23 protein-coding genes are annotated in these 25,665 nt (G+C 67.2%); 13 read left to right on the top strand and 10 right to left on the bottom strand.

Annotation, left to right across the window (positions count from 1 at the left end; genetic code table 11):
• Window positions 1-28: 28 nt before the first annotated feature.
• Window positions 29-1,039: a methylmalonyl Co-A mutase-associated GTPase MeaB gene (gene meaB / locus ACF8O7_RS21820; RefSeq protein WP_279495434.1), complete on the bottom strand. Its 1,011-nt coding sequence runs from the start codon at window positions 1,037-1,039 to the stop codon at window positions 29-31.
• Window positions 1,040-1,064: 25 nt separating this feature from the next.
• Entirely contained in the window at window positions 1,065-3,242 is a 2,178-nt protein-coding gene (scpA, locus tag ACF8O7_RS21815; RefSeq protein ID WP_392444268.1) for a methylmalonyl-CoA mutase, read from the bottom strand.
• A gap of 114 nt (window positions 3,243-3,356) precedes the next feature.
• On the opposite strand from scpA, the gene ACF8O7_RS21810 reads away from it, so the two are divergent.
• Complete coding sequence (locus ACF8O7_RS21810; RefSeq protein WP_016446050.1) at window positions 3,357-3,992, top strand: GntR family transcriptional regulator; 636 nt, start codon at window positions 3,357-3,359, stop codon at window positions 3,990-3,992.
• A 215-nt stretch (window positions 3,993-4,207) separates the two neighbouring features.
• Window positions 4,208-6,151, top strand: coding sequence for an AMP-dependent synthetase/ligase (locus tag ACF8O7_RS21805; protein WP_392444266.1), 1,944 nt, complete (start codon window positions 4,208-4,210; stop codon window positions 6,149-6,151).
• 138 nt (window positions 6,152-6,289) lie between these two features.
• Here the strand turns inward: ACF8O7_RS21805 and ACF8O7_RS21800 are convergent, their stop codons facing one another.
• From ACF8O7_RS21800 to ACF8O7_RS21785, 4 genes are all read right to left on the bottom strand, one after another.
• A complete protein-coding gene (locus tag ACF8O7_RS21800) occupies window positions 6,290-7,891 on the bottom strand; it encodes a methyl-accepting chemotaxis protein (RefSeq protein ID WP_016446048.1) in 1,602 nt (533 codons plus the stop codon).
• Between the two features lie 284 nt (window positions 7,892-8,175).
• Window positions 8,176-8,520 carry a FlxA-like family protein gene (locus ACF8O7_RS21795; RefSeq protein ID WP_016446047.1) on the bottom strand — a complete coding sequence of 115 codons (345 nt, stop codon included), beginning with the start codon at window positions 8,518-8,520 and terminating at the stop codon, window positions 8,176-8,178.
• Window positions 8,521-8,583: 63 nt separating this feature from the next.
• On the bottom strand, window positions 8,584-8,880 hold the full coding sequence (locus ACF8O7_RS21790; protein ID WP_012205574.1) for an AzlD family protein: 297 nt from the start codon (window positions 8,878-8,880) through the stop codon (window positions 8,584-8,586).
• A gap of 3 nt (window positions 8,881-8,883) precedes the next feature.
• A complete protein-coding gene (locus tag ACF8O7_RS21785; protein ID WP_252652370.1) occupies window positions 8,884-9,621 on the bottom strand; it encodes an AzlC family ABC transporter permease in 738 nt (245 codons plus the stop codon).
• A gap of 305 nt (window positions 9,622-9,926) precedes the next feature.
• On the opposite strand from ACF8O7_RS21785, the gene ACF8O7_RS21780 reads away from it, so the two are divergent.
• From ACF8O7_RS21780 to ACF8O7_RS21740, 9 genes are all read left to right on the top strand, one after another.
• Window positions 9,927-10,241, top strand: a complete 315-nt coding sequence (locus ACF8O7_RS21780; protein ID WP_126312282.1) for a DUF4148 domain-containing protein — start codon at window positions 9,927-9,929, stop codon at window positions 10,239-10,241.
• A 165-nt stretch (window positions 10,242-10,406) separates the two neighbouring features.
• Complete coding sequence (locus ACF8O7_RS21775) at window positions 10,407-10,943, top strand: MarR family winged helix-turn-helix transcriptional regulator (RefSeq protein ID WP_252652369.1); 537 nt, start codon at window positions 10,407-10,409, stop codon at window positions 10,941-10,943.
• Window positions 10,944-11,012: 69 nt separating this feature from the next.
• The gene (locus ACF8O7_RS21770; RefSeq protein WP_252652368.1) at window positions 11,013-12,488 is read left to right on the top strand and encodes an efflux transporter outer membrane subunit; all 1,476 of its coding nucleotides are present in this window, start codon (window positions 11,013-11,015) and stop codon (window positions 12,486-12,488) included.
• Between the two features lie 132 nt (window positions 12,489-12,620).
• Window positions 12,621-13,976: an efflux RND transporter periplasmic adaptor subunit gene (locus ACF8O7_RS21765; protein WP_392444263.1), complete on the top strand. Its 1,356-nt coding sequence runs from the start codon at window positions 12,621-12,623 to the stop codon at window positions 13,974-13,976.
• 45 nt (window positions 13,977-14,021) lie between these two features.
• Window positions 14,022-15,656 carry a DHA2 family efflux MFS transporter permease subunit gene (locus ACF8O7_RS21760; protein ID WP_392444261.1) on the top strand — a complete coding sequence of 545 codons (1,635 nt, stop codon included), beginning with the start codon at window positions 14,022-14,024 and terminating at the stop codon, window positions 15,654-15,656.
• Window positions 15,657-15,824: 168 nt separating this feature from the next.
• Window positions 15,825-16,916: an MBL fold metallo-hydrolase gene (locus ACF8O7_RS21755; protein ID WP_047218652.1), complete on the top strand. Its 1,092-nt coding sequence runs from the start codon at window positions 15,825-15,827 to the stop codon at window positions 16,914-16,916.
• A gap of 123 nt (window positions 16,917-17,039) precedes the next feature.
• Window positions 17,040-17,450, top strand: a complete 411-nt coding sequence (locus ACF8O7_RS21750; protein WP_016453442.1) for a polyhydroxyalkanoate granule-associated phasin — start codon at window positions 17,040-17,042, stop codon at window positions 17,448-17,450.
• Between the two features lie 215 nt (window positions 17,451-17,665).
• Window positions 17,666-19,126 (top strand): D-serine/D-alanine/glycine transporter, encoded by a 1,461-nt coding sequence (gene cycA, locus ACF8O7_RS21745; protein WP_047218651.1) that lies wholly within the window; start codon window positions 17,666-17,668, stop codon window positions 19,124-19,126.
• Between the two features lie 311 nt (window positions 19,127-19,437).
• Window positions 19,438-21,432 carry a TonB-dependent receptor domain-containing protein gene (locus ACF8O7_RS21740; RefSeq protein ID WP_392444259.1) on the top strand — a complete coding sequence of 665 codons (1,995 nt, stop codon included), beginning with the start codon at window positions 19,438-19,440 and terminating at the stop codon, window positions 21,430-21,432.
• A gap of 81 nt (window positions 21,433-21,513) precedes the next feature.
• Here ACF8O7_RS21740 and ACF8O7_RS21735 read toward each other — a convergent pair whose 3' ends face one another.
• Window positions 21,514-21,999 carry a rod shape-determining protein gene (locus ACF8O7_RS21735; protein WP_126312314.1) on the bottom strand — a complete coding sequence of 162 codons (486 nt, stop codon included), beginning with the start codon at window positions 21,997-21,999 and terminating at the stop codon, window positions 21,514-21,516.
• A gap of 9 nt (window positions 22,000-22,008) precedes the next feature.
• Complete coding sequence (locus ACF8O7_RS21730; protein ID WP_392444257.1) at window positions 22,009-22,458, bottom strand: winged helix-turn-helix transcriptional regulator; 450 nt, start codon at window positions 22,456-22,458, stop codon at window positions 22,009-22,011.
• A gap of 76 nt (window positions 22,459-22,534) precedes the next feature.
• Between ACF8O7_RS21730 and ACF8O7_RS21725 the strand changes: the two genes are divergently transcribed.
• A complete protein-coding gene (locus ACF8O7_RS21725) occupies window positions 22,535-23,746 on the top strand; it encodes an MFS transporter (RefSeq protein ID WP_392444255.1) in 1,212 nt (403 codons plus the stop codon).
• Here the strand turns inward: ACF8O7_RS21725 and ACF8O7_RS21720 are convergent.
• Entirely contained in the window at window positions 23,743-24,510 is a 768-nt protein-coding gene (locus ACF8O7_RS21720) for a helix-turn-helix domain-containing protein (protein ID WP_074922149.1), read from the bottom strand. The two genes, ACF8O7_RS21725 and ACF8O7_RS21720, sit on opposite strands and share 4 nt — an antisense overlap.
• A 128-nt stretch (window positions 24,511-24,638) precedes the next feature.
• Between ACF8O7_RS21720 and ACF8O7_RS21715 the strand changes: the two genes are divergently transcribed.
• Window positions 24,639-25,445: a sulfite exporter TauE/SafE family protein gene (locus ACF8O7_RS21715; RefSeq protein WP_392444253.1), complete on the top strand. Its 807-nt coding sequence runs from the start codon at window positions 24,639-24,641 to the stop codon at window positions 25,443-25,445.
• A 9-nt stretch (window positions 25,446-25,454) separates the two neighbouring features.
• On the opposite strand, the gene ACF8O7_RS21710 is transcribed toward ACF8O7_RS21715, so the two are convergent.
• Complete coding sequence (locus ACF8O7_RS21710) at window positions 25,455-25,646, bottom strand: helix-turn-helix transcriptional regulator (RefSeq protein ID WP_016453450.1); 192 nt, start codon at window positions 25,644-25,646, stop codon at window positions 25,455-25,457.
• Between the last annotated feature and the right edge of the window lie 19 nt (window positions 25,647-25,665).

The raw sequence follows: 25,665 nt of genomic DNA, 5'->3' as shown, positions 1-25,665 counted from the left end.
GGTTTGTCTGGTCTTGTCTTGTCGGCCGTCACTGCGGCGCCGCCACGGGGCCGGCCTGCGCCTGCAGCAGATTTCTGGCGGCCGTGCTGGCCGCGATGCGCCCTGCTGCCACGTCGGCCTGCAGCTGGGGCAGCAGCGCCCGCACCTGCGGATGCTGCCGGAAGGCCTGCTTGAGGCCGGAGTCGATACGCTCCCACATCCAGGACAGCGCCTGGCGTTCGCGGCGCAGCGCCAGGCGCCCGTTGGCCTGCTGCAGGCGGCGGAATTCCTCCACCGCATCCCAGAAACCTTCAACGCCCTCCTTCTTGAGCGCGCTGATGGTGATGACCTGGGGCTGCCAAAGGCGCTCGTCGTGGTGGGCATGCTCGGGGTTGCCGTGCATGCCCAGCAGGCGCAGGCTGGAGGTGATCTGGGCCTGGGCGCGCGTGGCGGCATGCGGGTCGATGTCGGCCTTGTTGATGACCACTAGGTCGGCCAGCTCCATCACGCCCTTCTTGATGGCCTGCAGGTCGTCGCCCGCATTGGGCAGTTGCAGCAGGCAGAACATGTCGCACATGCCCTGCACGGCGATCTCGCTCTGGCCCACGCCCACGGTCTCGACGATGACCACATCGTAGCCAGCCGCCTCGCAGACCAGCATGGCCTCGCGGGTTTTCTCGGCCACGCCGCCCAGTGTGCCGCTGCTGGGACTGGGGCGGATGTAGGCATCCGGATGAACGGACAACTGCTCCATGCGCGTCTTGTCGCCCAGGATGGAGCCGCCCGACACGGTGGACGATGGGTCGATGGCCAGCACCGCCACGCGAAGGCCGCGCCCAATCAGGAACAGGCCCAGCGTCTCGATGAAGGTGCTCTTGCCCACGCCCGGCACGCCGCTGATGCCCAGGCGGAAAGATCCGCCCGTATGCGGCAGCAGGGCCGTGAGCAGCCCATCGGCCGCAGCGCGGTGATCCGTGCGCGTGGATTCCAAAAGGGTGATGGCCTTGGCCATCGCCCGGCGCTGAACGGCAGGGTTGCCGTTCAGGATGCCGTCTTGCATTTGCTCGGGAGTCACTGCGGCGGGCTCAGAGGCTGTTGGCCTGGCGGATCTGCTCGAGCACGTCCTTGGCGCTGGCCGGGATGGGTGTGCCCGGGCCATAGACGCCCTTGACGCCGGCGTTGTAGAGGAAGTCGTAGTCCTGCGCGGGAATCACGCCGCCCACGAAGACGATGATGTCGTCCGCGCCCTGGCGGCGCAGTTCCTCGATGATGGCCGGCACCAGGGTCTTGTGGCCTGCCGCCAGCGTGGACACGCCCACGGCGTGCACGTCGTTCTCGATGGCCTGGCGCGCGCATTCCTCGGGCGTCTGGAACAGCGGGCCCATGTCCACGTCGAAGCCCAGGTCGGCAAAGGCCGTGGCCACCACCTTGGCGCCGCGGTCATGGCCGTCCTGGCCGAGCTTGGCGATCATCACGCGCGGGCGTCGGCCCAGCTGCTCGGACGATGCATCGATCTCGCCCTTGAGCTTTTCCCAGCCCTCGGCCGAGTCGTAGGCTGCTGCATACACGCCGGTCACCTTCTGTGTATCGGCGCGGTGGCGCCCGAAAACCTTCTCCAGTGCGTCCGAGACCTCGCCCACCGTGGCACGCAGGCGCACGGCCTGGATGGACAGGTCCAGCAGGTTGCCCTCGCCGCTTTCGGCGGCCTGGGTCAGGGCCTGAAGGGCGGCCTCGACCTTGGCGGCATCGCGGCTGGCCTTGATCTGGTTCAGGCGCGCGATCTGGCTGTCGCGCACCTTGACGTTGTCCACCTCGAGGATGTCGATGGCGTCTTCCTTGGCCAGCTTGTACTTGTTGACGCCGACGATAACGTCCTTGCCCGAGTCGATGCGCGCCTGCTTCTCGGCGGCGGCGGCCTCGATCTTGAGCTTGGCCCAGCCCGAATCCACGGCGGCGGTCATGCCGCCCATGGCCTCGACCTCCTCGATGATCTTCCAGGCGGCGTCGGCCATGTCCTGGGTCAGCTTTTCCATCATGTAGCTGCCGGCCCAGGGGTCGATCACATTGGTGATGTGGGTCTCTTCCTGGATGATCAGCTGCGTGTTGCGCGCAATGCGGGCCGAGAACTCGGTGGGCAGCGCGATGGCTTCGTCAAAGCTGTTGGTGTGCAGGCTCTGCGTGCCGCCGAAGACGGCGGCCATGGCCTCGATGGTGGTGCGCACCACGTTGTTGTAGGGGTCCTGCTCGGTCAGCGACCAGCCGGAGGTCTGGCAGTGCGTGCGCAGCATCAGGCTCTTGGCCTTCTTGGCGCCGAAGCCCTTCATGATGCGGCACCACAGCAGGCGGGCCGCGCGCATCTTGGCGATTTCCAGGTAGAAATTCATGCCGATGGCCCAGAAGAAGGACAGCCGGCCCGCGAAATCGTCCACATCCATGCCCTTGGCCGTGGCGGTCTTGACGTACTCCTTGCCGTCGGCCAGCGTGAAGGCCAGTTCCAGCGCCTGGTTGGCGCCCGCCTCCTGCATGTGATAGCCCGAGATCGAGATCGAGTTGAACTTGGGCATGTTCTTGCTCGTGTACTCGATGATGTCGCCGATGATGCGCATCGACGGCTGGGGCGGGTAGATATACGTGTTGCGGACCATGAACTCCTTGAGGATGTCGTTCTGTATGGTCCCCGACAGCTGGTCCTGGGCCACGCCCTGCTCCTCGGCCGCCACCACGTAGCCGGCCAGCACGGGCAGCACGGCGCCGTTCATGGTCATGGACACGCTGATCTTGTCCAGCGGGATCTGGTCGAATAGCACCTTCATGTCCTCGACCGAATCGATGGCCACGCCGGCCTTGCCCACGTCGCCCGTGACACGCGGATGGTCGCTGTCGTAGCCCCGGTGCGTGGCCAGGTCGAAAGCCACCGACACGCCCTGCCCGCCGGCGGCCAGCGCCTTGCGGTAGAAGGCATTGGATTCCTCGGCCGTGGAAAAGCCCGCGTACTGGCGAATGGTCCAGGGCCGGCCCGCGTACATGGTGGCCTGCGGGCCGCGGATGTAGGGCTCGAAGCCTGGCAGGCTATCCGTATGGGGCAGATCCGCCGTGTCGGCCGCCGTGTACAGCGGCTTGACGTCGATGCCGTCGGGCGTGGTCCAGTGCAGTGCCTGGATGTCGCCCCCGGGAGCGGCCTTGGCGGCCGCCTGGGCCCATTTCTTCAGGTCGGCAGTTGCGAATTCCTGGCCGTTCTGCGCTGTCGGATGGTCTTGTCTCATGTTCTCAGGCTCGTGAATGACAGGTGCCCTTGAGGGCATGCCCCAGAGCTGCCGCAGTTTACATCATTCATAATTATTCATTCAAAATATCTTTGCCGATACAATCCGGGCCACATGTCGACAAACACCCTCACTCCCCGCGCGCTCTACGAACAGGTGGCAGAGAAGCTGCGCCTGCGCATCTTCGCGCACGAACTGGCGCCTGGTGACTGGATCGACGAACTGAAGATTGCCGAGGAATACGGCATCAGCCGTACCCCGCTGCGCGAGGCCCTGAAGGTGCTGGCCGCCGAGGGACTGGTGACCATGAAGGTGCGCCGCGGCGCCTATGTGACCGAGGTGTCGTCCAAGGACATTGCCGATGTCTATCACCTGCTGAGCCTGCTGGAATCCGATGCCGTGCAGGTCGTGGCCGAATCGGGCAGCGATGAGGAACTTGCCGCCCTGCAGCAGACCCATGAGGAACTCAAGGCGCAGATGCGCGATGCAGACCGCTTCTTCGAGCTCAACGAGAGCTTTCACATGCAGCTGCTGCAGATCGCCGACAACCGCTGGCGCAACCAGCTGGTGGCCGACCTGCGCAAGGTCATGAAGCTCAACCGCCACAAGTCGCTGTTCAAGCAGGGCCGCATCGAGGACTCGCTGGCCGAGCACGAGACCGTCATGCAGGCCCTGCTGCGCCGCGATGGCGCGGCCGCCGCGCAGGCCATGCGTCAGCACTTCAGGAACGGTCTGGCTGCAGCGTCCTGAACTCGGGTTCATCTGAACCCTGGCTGGCTGGGCAACAGTGGCGACGTAGGCGGGCATGCGGCTCCTGGTTCGCTTCAGGCGCATCGCCCGAGAACGCTGCAGTGCAGCATAAACCTCGCCGCCAACTCCGCACATGTCCGAAGCTGACGCCGGGGCCTGCGGTAACCGGCAGCTATCATCAGCGGCACCATCCACTTCGGTCCGCACCTCTTCGCATGAGCATCCAAGATCCAGCCCGCGCCCCTTCCCTGGCCATGAGCCTGCCTGCCGATGCCAGCATGGCCACGGCCGCCACCCTGGTGGAAATGCTGGCCCTGCGCGTGCAGCAGACGCCCGCAGGCGAGGCCTATCGGGCCTATGACGAGGATGCGCGCAGCTGGAAGTCCCTGAACTGGGCGCAGACCGGCGCGCGCGTGGCCCTGTGGGCGCAGGCCCTGGCCGCGCAGGAGCTGGCACCGGGCTCGCGCATTGCCATTCTTTTGCCCAACGGGCTGGATGCCATGTCCATCGACCTGGCCAGCCTGCGCTGCGGCCATGTGCCGGTGCCCCTGCATTCCATAGACAACGCAGGCAGCATTGCCTACATCCTGGCCAATGCCCAGGTGTCCATGCTGTTCGTGGCACAGCAATCCACCTGGGACAAGATCTGCGCCACGGGCCAGGCCCTGCCCGCGCTGCGCAAGGTGGTCGTGGCATCGGCCAAGCCGGCTTCCCGGGCCGCAGAGCCTGAAACCGAAGGCGATGCCGCCGTCCTGGAGGCCCTGGGGCAGATCCCCGTGCAACCGCTGGCCCAATGGCTGGCTGAGGGCGGCGCAGTCCCCCTGCCCCCGCCTCCCTCTGCCGAGGACCTGGCCGCCGTCGTCTACACCTCGGGCACCACGGGCAAGCCCAAGGGCGTGATGCTCACGCACCGCAACGTGGTCTCCAACGTACAGGCCGTGATGCAGCGGCTGCTGCCGCGCAGCGATGATGTTTTCCTGTCCTTCCTGCCGCTGTCGCACACCTTCGAGCGCACGGCAGGCTACTACCTGGCGATGGCCGTGGGCGCCTGCGTGGCCTATGCGCGCTCCGTGGCTCAGCTGGCCGAGGATCTCAAGACCCAGCGTCCCACGGTGCTGGTCTCCGTGCCGCGCATCTACGAGCGCGTGCACGCCAAGGTCATGGAGGCGCTGGCGCGCGCACCGCTCAAGGCCCAGCTGTTCGAACTGGCCCAGGCCAGGGGCTGGCAACGCTTTTGTGAAACACAAGGCATTGCCGATGCGCAGGCGCCCCAGCCCGACGTGCCGGGCTGGATGCAATGGCTGCCCTGGCCCGTGCTCAACCATCTGGTGGCCAAGCCGCTGCTGGCCCAGTTTGGCGGGCGTGTGCGCGTGGCCGTGAGCGGTGGCGCGCCGCTGTCGCCCACGATTGCGCGCTGTTTTCTCGGCCTGGGCCTGCCGCTGATCCAGGGCTACGGAATGACCGAGACCTCGCCCGTGGTCTGCGCCAACACGCTGGAGGACAACCACCCGGCCACCGTGGGCCGCGCCCTGCCGGGCGTGGAAGTGCGCATTGGCGAGAATCGGGAACTGCAGGTGCGCGGGCCCTGCGTGATGCGGGGCTACTGGCAACGCCCCGAAGACACCGCCAAGACCTTCACAGACGACGGCTGGCTGCGCACCGGCGACCAGGCCGTGATCGAGGATGGGCGCGTGCGCATCCAGGGCCGCATCAAGGAAATCATCGTCACCTCCACCGGCGAGAAGATTCCACCGGCCGACCTGGAGCTGGCCATCACCGGCGACCCGTTCTTCACCCAGGTGTTTGTCGTGGGCGAAGACCGCCCCTTCATCGCCGCCGTGGCCGTCATCGAGCGTGGTGAATGGCAGGCCATGGCCCAGCGCCTGGGCCTGGATCCCGAAGATCCCAAGAGCCTGAACCACGCCGCCGCCGAGCGTGAAGCGCTGGCCCGCATCGAGAAACAGGTGGCCAGTTTTGCCCGCTATGCGGTCCCCCGTGCCGTGCACCTGGAACTGGAGCCCTGGACCATTGAGAACGGGCTGATGACGCCCACCCTCAAGCTCAAGCGCAACAACCTCATGGCGCGGTTTGAATCGCAGATTGCCGCCATGTACACCAAGCCCGCCGAGCGCTGGCAAGGCCGCAACAGCGCGGGGTGACCCCCAGCCCTTGACAAGCCGCAGCCGGAAAACGGCGGCTTTCCTTATCTCTGATTTGAAAATTGATTTATGTAAGTTACATTGAATTGATCAAAAAGAAGGCAAGAGCGCCCTGTCCGCGCTCTTGCCTTGCCCGCTTCAGGCAACGGCCAATGCCCTGCCGGCGGGCGCCATGCCAATCTCCTTGAACTCGCTGATCCTGAACGTGGCCACCGCCTGGGCCAGCACGCGGGCCTGTCGCTCCAGGCTGGCAGCTGCGGCGGCAGACTCTTCCACCAGGGCAGCGTTTTGCTGCGTGACCTGGTCCATCTGGGAGACCGCCTCGCTGATCTGTCCCAGGCCGCCGCTTTGCTCCACGCTGGCGGCCGAGATGGCCTCGATCAACGACGCCACTTCGCGCACCTGGGATTCGATGGCGTCCATGGCCTTGCCGGCTTCCCGGACCTGGTTGCCGCCCATTCGCACCGTCTCTGTGGAGGCCGTGATCAGCGCCTTGATTTCACGCGCCGCTGCGGCGCTGCGCTGGGCCAGGGAGCGCACTTCCCCGGCCACCACGGCAAACCCCCTGCCCTGCTCGCCCGCCCGCGCGGCCTCCACCGCTGCGTTGAGCGCCAGGATGTTCGTCTGGAAGGCGATGGAATCGATGACGCCCGTGATCTCGGCAATCTTTCCGCTGCTGGCCGAGATTTCGTCCATGGTGCCCACGACCCTGGCGACAGCGCCACCGCCCACGCCCGCCACCTCCTTGGCACGCACGGCCAGGGCGCTGGCCTGCCGCGCATTCTCCGAACTCTGGCCCACATTGCCTGCCAGCTGCTCCATGGAGGCCGCCGTCTCCTGCAGGCTGGAGGCCTGGTGTTCGGTGCGGCTGCTCAGGTCCTGGTTGCCTGCCGCGATCTGGCTGGATGCCGTGGTCACCGACTCCACCCCGCGCCGCACATCGCCGACGATGCTGGCCAGCGATTCGCGCATGGCACTCATGGAGCGCAGCAGGTCGCCGACTTCGTCGCGCCCCGTGGCCTGGATCTCGGAAGCCAGATCGCCCTGCTCGATGTGCCTGGCCACCTCCACGGCGGACTTCAGGGGAACGGTGATGGAGCGCGTGACCACATAGCCCAGCGCCACGGCGAGGATGACAGCGGCCGCAACAAAGCCGTAGATCAGCATCTGCGACTGCGCCAGGACCTGGCGGGAGTCCGCATACACATCCTCGGATGCCTTGAGCTGCAGCTCCACCAGTTCGCCGATCTTGGCGCTGATGGGGTCTACGCTGGCATACAGCGCGCCATCGAACTCGTCCAGGCTGCCGGCCCTTTTTCCATCCAGCGTCTTGAGCCGCTGCAGCAGCCTGTCGATGCTCTGGTTGGCAGGTGCGAACAGCGCCTGCGCCTGGCTGGCCAGCACGGCCTCCTGCGAGGTCAGCTGTGTGGACGAATAGCTGCGCCAGGCCGCGTCGATCGCGGGCAGCGTGCCGGAAATGCTCGCCGCTGCCTCCTGCGCCGTGATCAGGCCGGCATTCGCCTTGTTGACCGTATCTATGACGTTGACGGCGTAGGCGTCCGCAATCTGCTTGAGCTGCTTGAGCGGAACCACGCGGTCCTGGTACATGGTCTGCGTGCCCGAGAACACATGGCCCAGCGCCCTTGCGCCGACGGCGCCCACGGCCATCAGGCAGATCAGCAGAACAAGAAAAACACCGGTAAGCCGGGTACCGATACGCACATCGCCGAGTTTTTTCATCGCAGATCCCTCTGTCCCCGTGACGCCATCGGTATAGGCCATCGCTATCGCATCCAGGCAGTCACATTGCTTGCCTTATCGGTAGCAACCGCCGGTTTCTTGAGAGTCAAAAATCAATAAGTTCCATAGGAGTTGCGACGCTCGCGGCTACCGCCCCGCAGGCAAGCCCCCTTCCCCATCCGTGTTGCAGAGCCAACCCTCTCAAAGTCCGATCAACATTCTCATGTAAGTTACATTGAATGTCTTGAAAAACGGCCCGTGAAAACACGGGCCATCTCACTGGATCAGACGTAGACGTCGACCACGCCGCCCAGCCCGGGCGCCTTGCCGCCCTTCGATGGGGATTGCGATGGCGCCTCGGCGGCCTGCTGCTGCTCGCGCTGCTTGTCGAGCTGGGCCTGCTGCCTGGCGCGCATCAGCGCCTCGATCTGGTTTTGCACCATCATGATCTGCGTCTGCAGCAGCTTGGACTTCTGTTGCTTGGCCTTGGCGTCGATGTTCTCGGAGGCCACTTCCTTGAGCGCCTGCTGCAGCTCCTTGAGCTTGCGCTGCAACGCAGCGATGTCATTGCCGCCGGAGGATGAAGCGGCTCCCGAGGCGGAAGCCGAGGTGGAGGATGAGACTTGCATGCCCCATACATCGACCACTGGCGGGCGAACTGAAGACCCAAAACGCCCCACCCCCGGCCGCCATCACCCCAGCCAGTGCCGCAGCGCACCCGCCGACGCAATGCCGATCAGCACCGTCGGCAGAATGGGCAGCCGGCTGGCCGCCACCAGCGTCACCACCAGGGCCAGCAGATCGGCCGGACGCTCGGACACAAACGCCGGGGCAATCACCGAGATCAACACGCAGCCCGGCAGGCTTTCCATCACGTACTGCATGCGCGGGCTCAGCGTGCGCCCGCGCAGCAGCAGGTAGCCGATCACCCGCGTGAAATACGTGCTGCACGCCATGAGCACCAGCGTCAGCAAGGTTGTGGCTTCCATCGCTCAGCTCCTGGGCGCCAGCAAGGCCGCGCAGATCAGGCCCGAAACGGCGCCGGCCGCCACATACCAGGCGCCAGGCACCAGCATGTAGACCAGGGCCGCCGTCAGCAGGCTCACCAGCCAGGGCCGGCAAGGTCTGACGCCCTTCCACATGCCGCGCAGCAGCACCAGAAACACGGCGGTGAACGCCATGTCGAAGCCGTACTGCTCCAGGTCGCCAATGCGCGGCCCCAGAAAGGCACCGGCCGCCGTGCAGGACACCCAGGCCATGTACAGGCCTGCCGACACGCCCATGTAGTAAGGCAGGCTCACGCGCCGCGCGGCACTGCGCTGGGCGTCGGCCAGGGCCAGCGCCCAGCTTTCGTCGCACATGAAGAACAGGGCCGGCAGCGCACGGCGCCTGGGCAGATGGCGCAGATAGGGCGCCAGTGCCGCACCCATCAGGATGTGCCGGCAATTGACCAGGAAGGACATGGCGACGATCAGCAGCACATGCGGCGGCGAAGTCCACAGCCGTATGGCCGTGAACTCCGAGCCGCCGCCGAAGTTCATCCCGGTCATGAGAGGAACTTCCAGCGGTGCCAGCCCCTTTTGCACGGCCTGGGCGCCCAGCACCAGGGCAAAGGGCACGAAACCCAGCATCACGGGAATCGCATCCCTGAAGCCGCGAAAGGCCTCGGAACTGCGGGAAACGGAATCTGCCGAAACGGCAGCGGGGGAAAGTGGAATGGATGAAGACATGGAGAGCGGCGATTGTCGGCCTGTGCCGCTGGAATTTGCTGCCGATTCATGCTTCCACCAGCCATTTGACAGATGTTTATGCCGATTTATTGGAGCAACTGGAAATAATCTGCCGCACACAGGCTGATCAACCCATTTCCATGGCTGGCGGCGCTCCTCGGATGGCCGCGCCTGCCCTCCAGGCATTTCACGAAACCCAACGGCCATTGGCTCCCGCCATGCTGCAGTGCGTCGCAAACGGCTGTGCCGGCCAGGGCGGCAGCGGGACCATGAAGCCCTCATCACCTTCACCTGAAAGGTTCCCCATGCGCACTTCCCACTTCACCCGCTTCATCGCCCTGGCCGTCCTCAGCCTGGGCCTGGCCGGCACCGCCCTCGCCCAGGAAGCCACGCCCTCGTCCACTGCTGCCCCCACCGACCTCAGCCGCGCCCAGGTGCTGGCCGACCTGGAAATGTGGCACCGCGCCGGACTCACCTATGTCTCGGACCGCGAGATCGATGTCCGCTCCACCGAATACCAGCGCGGCCTGGAGCGTTACCAGCAGTTACGCGCCAGCCCCGCCTACCGCGAGGCCGTGGCCAGACTGGAGAAAGGGCATGCGGTGGCTCAAGACAAGTGAGCGTTGTCGGTGTGGCCGGTGGTCGAACAGGGGTCAGGAAGCCACCGGCCTGATGGAAAACCCTTGCCTCGTCCCCGGCACCCGCGAGCCATGCGGCCATTCGGTGTTTCTGCAATAATTGCCGCAACAATCATTGCGCAGTCAATCATTTCACCCGCAGACACCATGACCCAGCCACCCCTGCCCAACGGCCTGCAGCCCTCAGACTTCTACAGCCCTGGCAGCTACACGCCCTTCGAGAGCGTGGGGTTCCTCATGCGCAAGGTGCTCAGCTCCATCCTCCAGCAGGCCGATACGCAGTTGGCCGAGCATGAGCTGACCTATGTGCAGTGGCTGCCGCTGTACAAGCTGCTGCTGTGCAGCGACGCCACCAATGCCGGCATGGCGCGTGACCTGGGGCTGGATCCGGCCTCCATCACGCGGGCGCTGGACCGGCTCGAATCCAAGGGCATGCTGCGGCGCGAGCGCTCCACGGTGGACCGGCGCGTGGTCAAGCTGGTGCTGACCGATGAAGGCCGCGCCATGGCGGCCAAGGTGCCGCAGGTGCTGTCCAGCGTGATGAATGCCCATATGGCCGGCTTCAGCCATGACGAGTCGCGCCAGCTGCTGGACATGCTGCGCCGCCTGCTGGCCAATGGCGATGCGATGCGCGCGCCGGAAGCTGCGCCGCCAGCCCCTGCGCCTGCCACGCCCGCGGCCTGACAGCGCCAGCCCCTTTTTCCGCCCCGGTTTCCGATTTCCTGATTCTTGACCCCCAACAGGCAGACCACCATGCCCAAATCCTTTGTTTCCGTGTCCGCCGCGCCCCGCCGCGTGGCCGCCGCAGCGGCCACCCTGTGCGCCGCGCTGGCCCTGGCCGGTTGTGCTTCCCAGGGCCCGGCCCATGAGCCGCTGGCCCGGCTGGGCGCCTCCGACCTGGGTCTGACGGCCCAGTCCGAGACAGGCGCCAATACCAGCCTGCCCGCCGCCGATTGGTGGAAGTCCCTGGGCGATGCCCAGTTGGACGGCCTGATCGCCCAGGCGCTGCAGGGCAGCCCCAGCCTGGCCATGAGCCGCGCCCGCTTCGACAAGGCCGCCGCCCTGGCCACGGCCACCAGCACGGCCACCGATGTGCGCGGCACGCTCGGCGTCGACGCCACGCGCCAGCACTACAGCGCCAACGGCCTGGTGCCTGCTCCCATTGCCGGCCATACCTACAACACCGGCAACCTGCAGGCCGGGCTGAGCTGGACGCCGGATTTCTTTGGCCGCCATGCCGCCGACCTGCAGGCCGCCCTGGGCCAGGCCCGTGCCGCCCAGGCCGACAGCGCCGCCGCCGCCAACCAGCTGGCCGCCCAGGTGGCGCGCAGCTATGTGGCGCTGGCCCGGCTGATTGCCCAGAAGGAGGTGGCCGGCCGCACGCTGACCCAGCGCCAGTCGCTGCTGGAGCTGAGCCAGCAGCGCACGCGCGCCGGGCTGGACAGCCAGGTGGAGCTGACCCAGGCCCAGGCCGGCCTGCCCGATGCCGGCACGCAGATCGAGATGCTGGACGAGCAGATCACGCTGGCGCGCCGCACCATCGCCGTGCTCTGCGGCCAGGCGCCCGAGGCGCAGCTGCAGCTGGCGCCCCGTCTGGCCGCGCTGCAGATCCAGGCCATGCCCGGCCAGTTGGGCGCAGACCTGCTGGGCCGCCGCCCCGATGTGGTGGCCGCGCGCTGGCGCGTGGAGTCGGCAACGCAGGGCATAGAGAGCGCGCGGGCGGATTTCTATCCCGATATCAACCTGACGGCCTTCATCGGCCTCAATGCCGTCGGGCTGGACAACCTGTTCAAGGGCAGCTCGCGCCAGATGGGCGTGACGCCCGCGCTGCGCCTGCCCCTGTTCGACGGCAAGCGCCTGCGCGCCCAGTTGCGCGGCACGCAGGCCGACCTGGACACCGCCATTGCCCAGTACAACGGCGTGGTGCTCGATGCGGTCAAGGAAGCGGGCGATGCCATCACGTCCGTGCAATCGCTGGTGCGCCAACAGCAGCTGCAGGCCGAGTCGCTGGAGAAGGCCGAACGCGCCTACGACTTTGCAGTGCAGCGCTACAAGGCCGGCCTGGCCAGCCAGGTGACGGTGCTGAACACCGAGACCCAGGTGATCACCCAGCGCCGCCTGGACGTGGACCTGCGTGCCCGCGCGCTGGACACGCGCGTGTCGCTGATGAAGGCCCTGGGCGGCGGCTGGACCGATGGCACGGATGCCGTGCAGGTCAGCCAGCACTGAGATCGCAACCCGCACAGGAACCCACCTCACTCTTGACCCTCCACCGGGCAGACCGCCAGCCAGCGTGACAGACCGCCAGCCCCCTGCCCCGGCCGCACAACCACATTCACAGATAACAAAGCGCCGAACACCATGACCGATACCAACAAGCAAGCATCCAATGCACCCGCTGCCGCAGCCTCGCCCGTGGCCAACCCGCAGGGCCGCCGCAAGGGCCTGACCATCGTGGCCGCCGCCGTCGCGGTGGCCGCCGTCGCCTGGGGCGGCTGGCACTGGATGGTGGCGCGCAACTACCAGACCACGGACAACGCCTATGTGGCGGGCAACGTGGTGCAGATCACGCCGCAGGTCGGCGGCACGGTGATCAGCATCGGCGCCGACGACACCGACTACGTCAAGCCCGGCCAGCTGCTGGTGCAGCTGGACTCGGCCGATGCCCTGGTCGCCCTGTCCCAGGCCGAGTCGCAGCTGGCCCAGACCGTGCGCCAGGTGCGCACGCTGTACGCCAACAATGCCCCCCTGGTCGCCCAGGTGGCCCAGCGCGAGGCCGATCTGGCCCGCCTGCAGGCCGATGCCGCCCGCGCCCGCGAGGATGTGGAGCGCCGCCGCCCGCTGCTGGCCACGGGCGCCGTGGGCAAGGAGGAGTTCGACCACGCCCAGTCCCTGGCCCGCACGGCCGGCAATGCCGCCTCGGCAGCCGAAGCCGCCGTGCGCGCCGCCAAGGCGCAGCTGACGGCTGCCGAAGCCCAGACCAAGGGCAGCAGCGCCGAAGAGCACCCCAGCGTGATCGCCGCCTCCGCCAAGGTGCGCGAAGCCTATCTTGCGCTGCAGCGCACGCGCCTGGTCTCGCCCGTGGAAGGCTATGTGGCCAAGCGCGGCGTGCAACTGGGCCAGCGCGTGGCCTCGGGCGCGCCGCTGATGACGGTGGTGGGCCTGCACAACCTCTGGGTGGATGCCAACTTCAAGGAAAGCCAGCTGGCCCAGCTGCGCATAGGCCAGAAGACCGAGCTGACGGCCGATGTCTACGGCGACAAGATCAGCTACCACGGCACCGTGGTGGGCATGGGCGCAGGAACCGGCGCGGCCTTCTCGCTGCTGCCCGCGCAGAACGCCACCGGCAACTGGATCAAGGTGGTGCAGCGCGTGCCCGTGCGCATTGCGCTGGCGCCGGAAGACCTGGCCCAGCACCCGCTGCGCGTGGGCCTGTCCATGGAAGTCAAGGTGGACGTGCGCGACCAGCAGGGCGAAGTGCTGGCAACCGCCACGCGCAATGCCCCCGTGGCCCAGACCTCCATCTACGACATGGCATTGCCCCAGGCCGAGGAGCGCATCGCCCACATCGTGGCAGGCCAGAACGTGGCGCCGCTCAAGCAGCTGCCCGAGCTGCCGCCCGTCGCCATGGCCGATGCGCAAGACAGGGCACAGGGCAAGGCGCCAGCCGCAGTGGCCTCCGCGCCGGTTGACGCGCAGGCCACGCAGTCCAAGTAAGCAGGCATCGCTTCCCCGCCTTCCCAGAACCTACGCGGACTGCCTATGACTTCCTCTACCACCGCCGTGCCGGAGCCGGCGCAGCCGGGTGGGCCGACCGTGCCGCCTGCCGCGCCACCCTCGGCACCGCCTGCCATGCCCGCACGGCCAGCACCGCTCAAGGGCGCCCAGCTGGCCCTGGGCACGCTGGCCCTGTCGCTGGCCACCTTCATGAACGTGCTGGACTCGTCCATCGCCAACGTCGCCATTCCGGCGATCTCGGGCGACGTGGGCGTCAGCCCCAGCCAGGGCACCTGGGTGATCACCAGCTTTGGCGTGGCCAACGCCATCTCGGTGCCGCTCACGGGCTGGCTCACCCAGCGCTTCGGCGCCGTGCGCCTGTTCACCATGAGCGTGCTGCTGTTCGTGCTGACCTCCTGGCTGTGCGGCTTTGCCTCGTCGCTGGAGATGCTGGTGCTGTTCCGCGTGCTCCAGGGGCTGGTCGCCGGGCCCATGATCCCGCTGTCGCAGACGCTGCTGCTGTCCAGCTATCCCCCGGCCAAGGCCGGGGTGGCCCTGGCGCTGTGGGGGATGACCACCCTGGTGGCCCCCGTGGTCGGCCCGCTGCTGGGCGGCTGGATCACGGACAACATCTCCTGGCCCTGGATCTTCTATATCAACGTGCCGGTGGGCCTGCTGTCGGCCCTGATGACCTGGAGCATCTACCGCAGCCGCGAGACCCCCACGCGCAAGCTGCCCATCGACTCCGTGGGCCTGGCCCTGCTGGTGCTGTGGGTGGGCGCGCTGCAGCTGATGCTGGACAAGGGCAAGGAGCTGGACTGGTTCGCCTCGGGCGAGATCATCACGCTGTGCGTGCTGGCCATCGTGAGCTTCGTGGTCTTCCTGGTCTGGGAGCTGACCGATGCCCACCCCGTGGTGGACCTGCGCCTGTTCATGCGCCGCAATTTCGCGGCCGGCACGGTGGCGCTGTCGATTGCCTACGGCCTGTTCTTCGGCAACGTGGTGCTGCTGCCCCTGTGGCTGCAGCAGTGGATGGGCTACACCTCCACCACGGCCGGCATGGCACTGGCGCCGGTAGGCATCTTCGCCATCATCCTGACACCGCTGGTGGGCCGCAAGGTCACGCAGTGGGACCCGCGCAGGATGGCCACGGGCGCCTTCATCGTGTTCGCCCTGGTGCTGTGGATGCGCTCGCGCTTCACGGTGGAGACCGACTTCATGCACATCCTGGTGCCCACGCTGATCCAGGGCGCGGCCATGGCCTTCTTCTTCATTCCGCTGACCACGATCACGCTGTCGGGCATCTCGCCGGACCGTATCCCGGCCGCCGCCGGCCTGAGCAACTTCGTGCGGATCACGGCGGGGGCCATGGGCACCTCCATCGCCACCACGCTGTGGGAAAACCGCGCCGCGCTGCACCACGCCCATCTGACAGAAGGGCTGGTCCAGGGCCAGGGCGTGTTCGGCGTCACCCTGCAGGGGCTGCAGGCCGCAGGCCTGAGCCAGGCGCAGGCGCTGGCCCAGATCAACCGGCTGGTGGACCAGCAGGCCTACACGCGCGCCGCCGACGACATCTTCCTGGCGTCGTCCGTGCTGTTCCTGGTGCTGATCGTGCTGATCTGGATGACCAGGCGCCCTGCGGGCCATGCCGGCGGTGCCGAGGCGGCCGGCGCCCATTGATGACCAGCCTCCGGGCCATCACCACAAGGAGCTGCCTGCAGGGGCAGCTCCTTTTTTGTTTACATGACGACACGCAAGGCGCCTTGAACGGGCCGCCAAGACCACCATCTCGACAGGGCTGCGCCATCGGTTCCATGATGGCGGCGGCCTGAACACCGACGGAGCACCGTGAAAACAACCCGCATCTTCCGCGCCCCGATTGCCGACTACTCCCAATCGCCCCAATCGTCGGCCGGGCGCTTTCGCAACATCCATCCCCGCCCGGCCAATGCCCCCCAGCCCGACGCCAAGGTGATGTGGGACTTCTTCTTCAACAAGCCCAAGGACACCGAGCCTGCGGCGCCCCTGCCCGTGCAGCGGCTCAACCCGGCCGACCTGGCCGCCGCGCCCGAGCGCAGCCTGTATCGCCTGGGCCACTCCACGCTGCTGATGAAACTGCGCGGCGGCTGGTGGATCACCGACCCGGTGTTTGCCGAGCGCGCCTCGCCCTTTTCCTTCATCGGCCCCAAGCGCTTTCATGCGCCGCCCATCGCCCTGCATGAACTGCCCGCGCTGCGCGGCGTGGTGCTCTCGCACGACCACTACGACCATCTGGACCGTGCCACCATCCGCGCCCTGGCGCCCCGGGTCGACTTCTTCCTGTGCACGCTGGGCGTGGGCGACCGGCTCATGGCCTGGGGCGTGGCCCCCGAGAAGGTGCGCCAGTTCGACTGGTGGCAGGACGTGCAGGTGGACGGCCTGCGCTTCACGGCCACGCCGGCCCAGCATTTCTCGGGCCGGGGCCTGCGCGACGGCAACCGCACGCTGTGGGCGTCCTGGGTCATCGAGGACCTGGCAAGCGCCGACACGCTGCGTGTCTTCTTCAGCGGCGACGGCGGCTATTTCGACGGCTTTGCGGAAATCGGCCGGCGCTTCGGCCCCTTCGACCTCACGCTGATGGAGACCGGCGCCTACGACCCGCACTGGCCCTATGTCCACATGCACCCGGCCCAGACCGTGCAGGCCCACCGCGACCTGGGCGGACGCTGGCTGCTGCCCATTCACAACGGCACCTTCAGCCTGGCCATGCATGCCTGGTGGGACCCCTTCGAGCGCGTGCTGGCCCTGGGCGCCGAGCACGGCATTGCCGTGGCCACGCCCATGATGGGCGAGCGCGTGGACCTGGCCGCCCCCCATGCAGGCGAGCGCTGGTGGCGCGCCCTGGTATCTGAGGTCACGCAGGACGGAGCCGCGCCGGCACCCCGGCCCCAGCCGCGATAAACGCGTTTTTGCTGCATTGCGTCATCGGCCTACGCGGACCGGCATGCATCTGGCTAAAGTGGAACCGGCAAGTGGATCTGGCAGGTAGATCCGGCAAATGGATCCAGAGCTTCAGGAGCGCACATGGCAAACCGCAAATCTTCCAAGGCCGCTTCGGTGGCCCGTCAGGCCACCGATCTGGCCATTGCCGCGCCGCAGGTGGTGGCGCACAGGCTCACCCGCATGGCGCTGGCCGGGGCCAATCCCTCCGCACGGGACCGGCGCGAATTCACGCGCATGGTGTCCGAGAAACAGACAGCCTTCCACCAATCCTGGGCCGCCATGGGCCTGCAGTCCATGGTCGCCAGCCAGGCCCTGATGCAGGCCTGGATGCGCATGTGGTGGATGCCCTGGAGCGCCTCCACCTGGAATGGGGGCGCACTGGCATCGCAGGCCTCGCAATGGAGCAACGCCATGTGGGGCGTGGTGGGCAAGGGCATGGCCCCCGTGCACCGCACCGCAGTGGCCAACGCCCGGCGCCTGGCGCGCGGCTGATCCACCCATATCAAACCCGCTTCATTGACTGGAGCGGCACGGCGCGGCAGGGCTGATGCGGGGCGAGGTTCAGGTATCCTCGCGGCCTTCGTTCCGTTTTGCTGCGCTGCCGCATTTCCAGGCATGGACTCCATGCAGAGACTGAAAACACGGCCGCGGCAGGCGGATTTCCCCCTTTCTGCCATCGCTTTGCCAGTCTTCCCCGGAGTTCTCTGATGACACACAAGGCCCCGCCTGCCGGCCAGGGCCTGCACGGTCAAGACGACCTGCAGCGCAATCTCACCAACCGCCACATCCAGCTCATCGCCATCGGCGGTGCCATCGGCACGGGCCTGTTCATGGGCTCGGGCAAGACCATCAGCCTGGCGGGTCCGTCCATCGTCTTCGTCTACGCCATCATCGGCGTGATGCTGTTCTTCGTGATGCGGGCCATGGGCGAGCTGCTGCTGTCCAACCTGCAGTACCGATCCTTCATCGATTTCTCGGCCGATCTGCTGGGGCCCTGGGCGGGCTTCTTCACGGGCTGGACGTACTGGTTCTGCTGGATCGTCACGGGCATTGCCGACGTGATCGCCATCTCGGCCTACTCGCAGTTCTGGTTCCCCGGCCTGCCCCAGTGGGCCCCGGCCATTGCCTGCGTGGGCCTGCTGCTGGGCCTGAACCTGCTGACGGTGAAGCTGTTCGGCGAGATCGAGTTCTGGTTCGCCATGATCAAGATCGTGGCCATCGTGGCCCTGGTGGCAACGGGGCTGTACATGGTGGGTGCCGCCTTCGTCTCGCCTGCGGGGCGTGCGGCCAGCCTGTCCAACCTCTGGAACGACGGCGGCATGTTCCCCAACGGGATGATGGGCTTTTTCGCGGGCTTCCAGATCGCGGTGTTCGCCTTCGTGGGCATCGAGCTGGTGGGCACCACGGCGGCCGAGGCCAAGGACCCCGAGCGCACGCTGCCGCGCGCCATCAATTCGATTCCCGTGCGCATCATCGTGTTCTACGTGCTGGCCCTGATCGCCATCATGGCCGTCACCCCCTGGCGCGACGTGGTGCCGGGCAAGAGCCCGTTCGTGGAGCTGTTCGTGCTCGCAGGCCTGCCGGCCGCTGCGGGCGTGATCAATTTCGTGGTGCTGACCTCGGCCGCCTCGTCGGCCAACAGCGGCGTGTTCTCCACCAGCCGCATGCTCTACGGCCTGGCGCTCAAGGGCGATGCGCCCAAGTCCTTCCACCGGCTGTCGCGCAGCAGCGTGCCCTCGCGCGGGCTGCTGTTTTCCTGCACCTGCCTGCTGGCCGGCGCCTTCCTGATGTGGGTGGTGCCCGATCTGGTGGAGGCCTTCACGCTGGTGACCACGGTATCGGCCATCCTGTTCATGTTCGTGTGGTCGCTGATCCTGCTGTCCTATATCGCCTACCGGCGCCAGCGCGCGGCCCTGCATGAGGCTTCGCGCTACAAGATGCCGGGCGGCGTGGCCATGTGCTGGGCCTGCCTGGCGTTCTTTGCGGCCATCCTGGGCCTGCTCACCCTGCAGGCCGACACGCGCCAGGCGCTGGTGGTGACGCCGGCCTGGTTTGCCCTGCTGGCCATTGCCTACCAGTTCGTGCGCCGCCGGGCATCGAGCCAACCCTCGGGCAGCTGCGCTGAGCCTTCCAGCGCCCTTCCGGGCGCCGTGGCCAAGCCGCGCTGAACTGGTTTCTGGCCGCCCCCTGCGCTCCGGGGCGGCCTTTGCACGGAGGCGCTGCACCCCGTGCTCCCTCTCAGCGCCCTGCCGACCCCCTTCATTTTTGTGCACCAGACTTGTGCACATCGCCTCAGGCGTGTCCAGCGATTAGATAACGCGTGAACAAAAAACAACTGTCTTTACGTGAAGGGAAAGATGTAGATACAAATCGTTATCATTCGCACCTTGATTTTTAACCAAACCGGAACTTTACAAAGATGGTCAGAATCTCGGTGCTCCGCCCGCTTCCTCTTTGCGCCGCCCTGGCATGCACAGCCATGGCCCATGCCCAGACGGCCGACAGCAAGGCCGACACGTCCTTGTCCACGGTGGTGGTGACCGCCTCGGGCACGGCCGTGGACATCAAGGAGGCGCCGGCCAGCATCAGCGTGATCACGCGGGAAGACATCGAGCGCAAGCCCGTCACCAGCATCGGCGAGCTGCTGTCCACCATTCCCGGCGTGACCGGCGGTCTGTCGGGCACGGGCGCCCAGTCCAAGATCAAGCTGCGCGGCCTGCCCGAGAAATACACGCTGATCCTGGTGGACGGCAAGCGCCAGGGCAACTCGGCCGGCATCAACTACCGTGACGACCTGGGCTCGCAGGATCTGGACTGGATCTCGCCCGAGATGATCGAGCGCATCGAGGTCGTGCGCGGCCCCATGTCCTCGCTGTACGGCTCCGACGCCATGGGCGGCGTGATCAACATCATCACGCGCAAGATCGGCAAACGCTGGAGTGGCTCGACCACGCTGAACTACAGCAAGCCCTCCGACGGCGACCGCGGCGACACGCGCCAGCTGGGCTTCAACATCAGCGGCCCGCTGTCCGACAAGTTCGGCCTGCGCCTGGGCGGCAACTACACGGACCGCGCTGCCGACGAGGGCACGGGCGGCTTCCCGGGCACCTACCAGTCCACGGCCGGCTCGCGCAAGCAAAACCTCAACGCCCTGCTCAACTGGCAGCTCACGCCCGACCAGGTGATCGGCATCGAGGCCGCGCAAGGCATCCAGCGCGCCACGGGCTCCGATCGGTTGGTGAATGGACGCCCCGTGGTATCGCAATGGGGCCTGAGCAAGCTGGAGCAGACCAAGTTCGGCCTCAGCCACGATGGCCGCTGGGGCGACATGACCTCCAAGCTCAACCTCGTGCACAACAGGTACGAGGACAAGGGCGACACCATCGGCAACAACTCCAAGGAAACCACGCTGGACGGCCGCATCGACAAGCCGTTGAAGCTGTGGGGCCTGGACCAGGCCATGACGCTGGGCATGCAGTGGCGCCGCGAGTCGCTGGACAACCGCGACACCATCGGCCTGGCGCCCATCGACTACGCGGGACGCCCGGTCTCGGGCTCGGGCCTGAGCGCCACCACCTGGGCGCTGTTCGGCGAGGACCAGATCTTCCTGCGAGAGAACCTGGCGCTGACGCTGGGCCTGCGCATGGACCACCACCAGAAATACGGCAACAACTGGAGCCCGCGCGCCTACCTGGTCTACCACCCGGCCTCGGAGTGGACAGTGCGCGGCGGCGTCTCGCGCGGCTTCCGTGCGCCCAACCTGAAGGAAAACTCGGCCAGCGCCGCCACGCAATCCGGGGGCAACGGCTGCCGCAGCCTGGCCGGCATGGGCTGGACCAGCACCAGCGTGAATGCCGACGGCACGCGCGGCTGCTACATGGCCGGCAACCCCGACCTGCAGCCCGAGACCAGCACCAACTTCGAGCTGGGCACGAGCTGGGACCGCAATGGCTGGGCCCTGGGCGCCACGTACTTCCACACCAACTTCAAGAACAAGATCGACTACCAGCCGCTGGGCTTGTACAACGGCTTCTGGTGGACCCGCATGGCCAACGCCCAGCGTGCCCGCACGCGCGGCCTGGAAGGCTTCGTGAACGTTCCCCTGGCCAAGGGCCTGACCTGGAACACCAACATCACCAAGATGTTCGAGTCCAAGAACCTGAGCACCGGCGCCTCGCTGCTGGCCGTGCCCGAGCTGTCCATCTACTCGTCGCTGCAGTGGCAGATCCGCCAGGGCTGGTCCGCCATGTTCAGCGCCCGCCACGTGGGCAAGGAAGTCGTGACCACGGGCACGGCCACCACCTTCGCCAAGGCCTACACGACGTTCGACGTGTCCATGAACTACAACGTCACCGACTCGATGACCCTGCGCGCCGGCATCATCAACCTGACCGACAAGGAAACCCGCACCATCGGCGCCAACTACGACAACGGCGGCCGTACCTACTTCGTGGGGATGACGGCCAGGTTCTGATGGCCTGTCACCAGCCCTTGCGCTGACCCAGACAAAGCGCCCGTTGTGACGGGCGCTTTTTTCATGGCGAAGAGCAAAGCCTCACTCCCAGACACCGCCCTGCGCAGGGGGCGTGCGCGTCAGCAATTCCTCGTCTGTCAAGGGCCGGCCTGTCCAGACATTCACCTTCGAGGCCCCGGCCGCGCTGCCCAGCTCGCGCAAGGCCCTCAGCTCCACCTGAGTGAATCCGCCCTCGGGGTCGCCGAGCGGATGGATGACGATGTGCGGGGAGGCCGCCAGCCAGGCACGCCGATGCATGCGCCTGAGCTGGTACTTCAGAAGCTGCTCGGCCAGGATGAAGTCCGATATCAGCGAACGCGGGTGGGCGAAGGGATTGACGACTTCGGCAGGCTCCGATGCAGCCGCGAGCCTGGCCTGCGGGCCGGCCGCGAGAATCCGGCGCCGGGGCGGCGGACTCAGGGCCAGCTCGGGAACCTCCGACAGGGTCTGCTTGGTCTTCGGATCCTTCAGCGTCAGACGCTCGGGAGAAATCTGTACGTAGATGAGTGATACGAAGGCAGAGAGCATGGACATCCATCAATCGATTTTCTGAACCACGGTCTGGCCCGGCAGCAAGGCCCGGCCATCACCACCGCGCGGCAGCATGGGCGCGACAGGCAGGCCGGTCTGGCGATCCAGCAGCAGCGAATGCGCCTCGCCCGGCGCGAACAGATGGCCTTCGCCCCACTGCCGCAACGCCACGACCACGGGGAACAGGTCCAGGCCCTGGGCCGTGAGCACGTATTCCAGGTAGGCCGAGCCTTCTGCGGCGGGGCGGGTTTCGAAGATGCCGGCCTCCACCAGACGCCGCAGCCGGTCGGCCAGGATATTGCGGGCCGCGCCCAGGCTGCGCTGGAAATCGCCAAAGCGGCTGATGCCATCGAAGGCATCGCGCACGATGAGCAGCGACCAGCGGTCGCCGATCACATCCAGGGAGCGGGCCACCGGACAGGGCTGCGGTGTGTCAGGACGGGTGTCTTCTTTCATGGCGTCATTTTGGTTGCATTTCAAAACTGGTTCAACTAGCATCCAACCAGTTTTGTTTTGCAACTGGATTCAACCCATGAACGCCTTCCCTGCCCCGGACACGGTCCGCATGCCGCGCAGCCTGGTGCTGCTGTTCGCCGCTGCCAGCGGCCTGAGCGTGGCCAATGTCTACTACGCCCAGCCGCTGCTGGAGGCGCTGGCGGCCGACTTCGGCATCAGCCATGCAGCCGTGGGCGGCGTGGTCACCGCCACGCAGGCCGGCTGCGCGCTGGCACTGCTGCTGCTGGTGCCGCTGGGCGACCGGCTGGAGCGGCGGCGGCTCATGCTTTTGCAGTTGCTGGGCCTGGTGCTGGCCCTGGCGGCAGTCAGCACCGCGCGTTCGGCCGTTCTGCTGCTGGCGGGCATGCTGGCCGTGGGCCTGCTGGGCACGGCCATGACGCAGGGGCTGATCGCCTATGCGGCCAGCGCCAGCCAGGCGCATGAGCGCGGGCGCGTGGTGGGCGCAGCCCAGGGCGGGGTTTTCATCGGCCTGCTTTTGGCGCGCGTGTTTGCCGGTGCCGTGGGTGACGTGGCTGGCTGGCGTGGCGTCTATGCCTGCTCGGCCCTGTTGATGTTGGCCCTGGCCTGGCCCCTGTGGCGGCAACTGCCCCGGCTGGCGGTGCCCTCCCCCGTGCCCGGGTACACGCAATTGCTGTCATCCATGCTCCAGCTGCTGCGCCAGGACCGCATGCTGCGCACGCGGGGCATGCTGGCCCTGCTGATGTTTGCCACCTTCAACATCTTCTGGAGCGCCCTGGTCCTGCCGCTGAGCGCGCCGCCCTACAGCCTGTCGCTCACGGCCATCGGCGCCTTTGGCCTGGCCGGCGTGGTGGGCGCACTGGCAGCAGCCCGTGCCGGACACTGGGCAGACCAGGGTTTCGCGCAGCGCACCAGCCTGGGCGCGCTGGTGATCCTGCTGCTGGCCTGGGTGCCGATTGCGCTGCTGGAGCAGTCGCTGTGCGCGTTGGTCGCCGGTATCGTGCTGCTGGACCTGGGCGGCCAGGCCCTGCATGTGACCAACCAGAGCCTGATCTTTCGCAGCAACCCGCAGGCGCACAGCCGGCTGGTGGGCCTGTACATGCTGTTCTATGCCGTGGGCAGCGGGCTGGGGGCGCTGATTGCCACCAACGCCTACGCGCGGTTTGGCTGGCACGGCGTCTGCGTTGCGGGGGCGGCGTTCAGCCTGGCGGCCCTGGTGTTCTGGGCCATGACACGGGAAACGGCTGCCCAGGCCAGCGTTCCCGCCTAGACCCGGCTCACCAGCTCCGAAGGCACCCGCCCCAGCGCCTTGCGGAACATGGTGGAAAACGCGCTGGGGCTGTCATAGCCCAGGTCCAGCGCCACCTGCGTGACCGATGAGCCCGCAGACAGCCGCGACACCGCTGCCAGCAGGCAGGCCTGCTGGCGCCAGGCGCCAAAGGCCATGCCTGTGTGCTGCTGGAAAAACCGGCTGAAGGTGCGCAGGCTCTTGTTCAGCGCCTGTGCCCAGTCCTGGGGCGTGGCGCGGATGCTGGGCTGGGCCAGGAACTGCTTGCACAGGGCGGCCAGCTTTTCGTCGCGGGGAATGGGCGCGAACAGCGGCAGGCTGCGGGCCGAGGCCAGCTCGTGCAGCACCAGCGTGACCAGGGCGCCGTCGCGGCCCGCTTCGTCGTACAGCGCCGGCAGGTCGGCGCAGGACAGCAGCAACTGGTGCAGCAGCGGGGTGACGACCAGGGCCTCGCAATGCACACCCGGGCGGGGCGCAGCAGCCGGTTCGATGTACAGGCTGCGCGTGCTCACGCCCTGCATGCGCACGCTGTGCGGCTTGCTGGCCGGAATCCACACGCCGCTGTAGGGCGGGATGGTCCAGGCACCGTCATCGGTTTCCACCTCCATCAGCCCGCTCATCCCGTAGAGAAACTGGGCACGCCGGTGGCTGTGCGTGGGCAGCAGCGTGCCAGGCGTGTAGTCGGTGCCGATGGCCAGCACATCGCGCGCTACGGCGTCCACGGAGTGCAGCGGGATGTTGAGCATGAGGATGTCCGGAAAACAGCCAACAGGCTTTGGCAGGAATTCAAGGATTATTGACCCATCCGCGAAAGCAGGCCAAACCGCGGCATCCTAAGGTTCAGTCCTTGCTCGTTTTTTCCAAAGGACTGTCTGTGTTCCCTCTTCTGCTGCTGGCTTTCGGTGTGCTTGCCGGCGTGACCACCGTGCTCTTCGGCTTTGGCGGCGGCTTCGTGGCCGTTCCGCTGCTTTATGCGCTGCTGACCTCCATCCACGGCGCGGACTCCGCCGTTGGCCAGGCTGCCATGCACATTGCCGTGGCCACCTCCACCTGCGTGATGATTTTTGGCGCCTCCATGGCCACGCTGCGCCAGCACCGCGCGGGCGCCCTGCCCTGGGATCAGGTGCGGCCGCTGGCCGGCTTCATCGCGGCCGGCGCCGTGGCAGGCGCGGCGGCCGCCACCTGGATCAGCGGGGAATGGGTGCGCTGGGCCTTCATCGCCTACCTGGCCCTGACCATCGCCGACGCGCTGCTGCGCCCGGGCTTCGTGCACGGCACCGCCGCCCAATTGCAGCCCATGGGCCGCAGGCCCGCCGCCATCGCAGGCTTGGCGATTGGCGCGATTGCAGCCTTCCTGGGCGTGGGCGGCAGCGTGATGACCGTACCGCTGATGCGCCGGCGCGGCGCCAGCATGGCGGCCGCCACGGCCATGGCCAGCCCGCTGTCCCTGCCCATGGCCGTGGCGGGCACCGCCGCCTACATGCTGGCATCGCAGGGCGCGGGGCTGGGCCCCTGGCATGTGGGCTATGTGGACCTGCAGGCCTTTGCGCTGCTGACGGTCGGATCGTGGACCGGCATCAGGCTGGCGGCACCGCTGATCGGCCGCATTCCCGATGCCCTGCATGCCAAGGCCTACCTGGCCCTGCTGGGCCTGGTGCTGCTGGTCATGATCGTGGCCTGAGCGCTGCGCTCAACCCTCCTGGAAGATCGCCTCGATCCGGGTCTCGAACACCCGGGCAATGGCGAATGCCAGCGGCAGGCTGGGGTCGTAGCGGCCCGTCTCGATCGCGTTCACGGTCTGGCGCGACACGCCCAGCAGGTCCGCCAGCGCAGCCTGGCTCCAGCCGCGCTCGGCGCGCAGTTCACGGATGATGTTTTTCATGGGCGGGGCACTTTGGCGG

It is taken from the genome of Delftia sp. WSY_16, from assembly GCF_043104415.1.
Lineage (GTDB): Bacteria > Pseudomonadota > Gammaproteobacteria > Burkholderiales > Burkholderiaceae_C > Comamonas > Comamonas tsuruhatensis.
This window is presented reverse-complemented; position numbering and strand designations above follow the sequence as displayed.

What these genes read in the sequence shown, in the direction of transcription:
- meaB (WP_279495434.1), bottom strand. Translation starts at nt 1,039, where the DNA reads ATGCAAGACGGCATCCTGAACGGCAACCCTGCCGTTCAGCGCCGGGCG.
- scpA (WP_392444268.1), bottom strand. Translation starts at nt 3,242, where the DNA reads ATGAGACAAGACCATCCGACAGCGCAGAACGGCCAGGAATTCGCAACT.
- ACF8O7_RS21810 (WP_016446050.1), top strand. Translation starts at nt 3,357, where the DNA reads ATGTCGACAAACACCCTCACTCCCCGCGCGCTCTACGAACAGGTGGCA.
- ACF8O7_RS21805 (WP_392444266.1), top strand. Translation starts at nt 4,208, where the DNA reads ATGAGCATCCAAGATCCAGCCCGCGCCCCTTCCCTGGCCATGAGCCTG.
- ACF8O7_RS21800 (WP_016446048.1), bottom strand. Translation starts at nt 7,891, where the DNA reads ATGAAAAAACTCGGCGATGTGCGTATCGGTACCCGGCTTACCGGTGTT.
- ACF8O7_RS21795 (WP_016446047.1), bottom strand. Translation starts at nt 8,520, where the DNA reads ATGCAAGTCTCATCCTCCACCTCGGCTTCCGCCTCGGGAGCCGCTTCA.
- ACF8O7_RS21790 (WP_012205574.1), bottom strand. Translation starts at nt 8,880, where the DNA reads ATGGAAGCCACAACCTTGCTGACGCTGGTGCTCATGGCGTGCAGCACG.
- ACF8O7_RS21785 (WP_252652370.1), bottom strand. Translation starts at nt 9,621, where the DNA reads ATGTCTTCATCCATTCCACTTTCCCCCGCTGCCGTTTCGGCAGATTCC.
- ACF8O7_RS21780 (WP_126312282.1), top strand. Translation starts at nt 9,927, where the DNA reads ATGCGCACTTCCCACTTCACCCGCTTCATCGCCCTGGCCGTCCTCAGC.
- ACF8O7_RS21775 (WP_252652369.1), top strand. Translation starts at nt 10,407, where the DNA reads ATGACCCAGCCACCCCTGCCCAACGGCCTGCAGCCCTCAGACTTCTAC.
- ACF8O7_RS21770 (WP_252652368.1), top strand. Translation starts at nt 11,013, where the DNA reads ATGCCCAAATCCTTTGTTTCCGTGTCCGCCGCGCCCCGCCGCGTGGCC.
- ACF8O7_RS21765 (WP_392444263.1), top strand. Translation starts at nt 12,621, where the DNA reads ATGACCGATACCAACAAGCAAGCATCCAATGCACCCGCTGCCGCAGCC.
- ACF8O7_RS21760 (WP_392444261.1), top strand. Translation starts at nt 14,022, where the DNA reads ATGACTTCCTCTACCACCGCCGTGCCGGAGCCGGCGCAGCCGGGTGGG.
- ACF8O7_RS21750 (WP_016453442.1), top strand. Translation starts at nt 17,040, where the DNA reads ATGGCAAACCGCAAATCTTCCAAGGCCGCTTCGGTGGCCCGTCAGGCC.
- cycA (WP_047218651.1), top strand. Translation starts at nt 17,666, where the DNA reads ATGACACACAAGGCCCCGCCTGCCGGCCAGGGCCTGCACGGTCAAGAC.
- ACF8O7_RS21740 (WP_392444259.1), top strand. Translation starts at nt 19,438, where the DNA reads ATGGCCCATGCCCAGACGGCCGACAGCAAGGCCGACACGTCCTTGTCC.
- ACF8O7_RS21735 (WP_126312314.1), bottom strand. Translation starts at nt 21,999, where the DNA reads ATGCTCTCTGCCTTCGTATCACTCATCTACGTACAGATTTCTCCCGAG.
- ACF8O7_RS21730 (WP_392444257.1), bottom strand. Translation starts at nt 22,458, where the DNA reads ATGAAAGAAGACACCCGTCCTGACACACCGCAGCCCTGTCCGGTGGCC.
- ACF8O7_RS21725 (WP_392444255.1), top strand. Translation starts at nt 22,535, where the DNA reads ATGAACGCCTTCCCTGCCCCGGACACGGTCCGCATGCCGCGCAGCCTG.
- ACF8O7_RS21720 (WP_074922149.1), bottom strand. Translation starts at nt 24,510, where the DNA reads ATGCTCAACATCCCGCTGCACTCCGTGGACGCCGTAGCGCGCGATGTG.
- ACF8O7_RS21710 (WP_016453450.1), bottom strand. Translation starts at nt 25,646, where the DNA reads ATGAAAAACATCATCCGTGAACTGCGCGCCGAGCGCGGCTGGAGCCAG.